The organism is Rhodoferax sp. RT5P35 (assembly GCF_056521385.1).
This window is the reverse complement of the sequence record NZ_JBWMAX010000344.1, coordinates 1-1050: the sequence shown is the minus strand read 5'-3', so window position 1 is coordinate 1050 and position 1050 is coordinate 1. Positions and strand designations below refer to the sequence as shown.

The window sequence follows — 1050 nt, the reverse complement described above, 5'->3', positions numbered from 1 at the left end:
CACTGCCCGTTACCTGGGGGCCGATGCGCTGGCCGATGCTGCCGTGCGCCTGGAGCAACTGGCACCACACGCCGCCGCCGAGATGCTGGCCGAAAGCGTGGCGGTGTTCTGCCGCCACCTGGACACCGTGGTCGACAGCGCCATGGCCCTGCTGGACGACAGCGGCTACGGAGCAGATGCCACCAGCGACAGCGTGGACGTGGCGACCTTGCTGGTGCGTATCGGCCAGGCCCAGCCCATGGTGGCGCAGGGCAACTACGCGGCTGCAGAGCTGTTGCTAGGCATCCGCTCCGGGCTGGCCCACACCGCGCTGGCGCGGCTGGCCGATGCCGCGCTGATCCAGTTTGAAGACCTGAACCTGTCTGCCGCCAGTGGCTCCCTGGAGTCGCTGGCCGAGGCCCTGGCAGACAAGCATGGAGCGGCCTGACGTGATGGATATGCTGTCCCTGCCCACCGTGCTGATCGTCGATGACGACCGCACCAGCCGCACCGTGCTGGCCGACCTGCTGCATGGCGAATGCCGCGTGCTGCTGGCCAAAGACGGGCCGTCGGCCCTGCAACGGGTGCGCGAAGAACCCGAAATTTGCCTGCTCCTGCTCGACATCGCCATGCCCGGCATGGACGGCTACGAAGTGCTGCAAGCCCTGCACGCCAACCCCCGCACCGCCCATGTGGCAGTGATCTTCATCAGCGGCCTCAACGACGCGCGCAGCGAAGAGCAGGGCCTGCTGCTGGGCGCGGTGGACTACGTGGTCAAACCCATACGCCCGGCGATTGCCCGCATCCGCATCCGCAACCACCTGCGCCTGATTGCCCAGCGCAAGGAGCTGGAACGCCTGGCCAGCCGCGACGGCCTGACCGGCATCGCCAACCGCCGCTCGTTCGACGAATCGCTGCAAGTGGTCTGCCAACTGGCGGCGCGGCGCAAAGAAGCCATCGGGCTGTCGATGATCGACGTGGACTTCTGCAAGCAGTACAACGGCCTGTACGGCCCCCCGGCAGGCGACGACGCGCTGCGCCGCATCGCCCAGGTGGTGGCCAGCTTTGCCC

General features: G+C 68.0%; 2 protein-coding genes. Both read left to right on the top strand.

The genetic code is table 11. The features are described 5' to 3' along the window. Nucleotides 1-427: hypothetical protein (locus AC097L_RS26195; RefSeq protein WP_479589610.1), on the top strand; the 427-nt coding region annotated here is incomplete at its 5' end. Next, nucleotides 414-1050: response regulator (locus tag AC097L_RS26190; RefSeq protein WP_479589609.1), on the top strand; the 637-nt coding region annotated here is incomplete at its 3' end. The genes AC097L_RS26195 and AC097L_RS26190, both read left to right, overlap by 14 nt.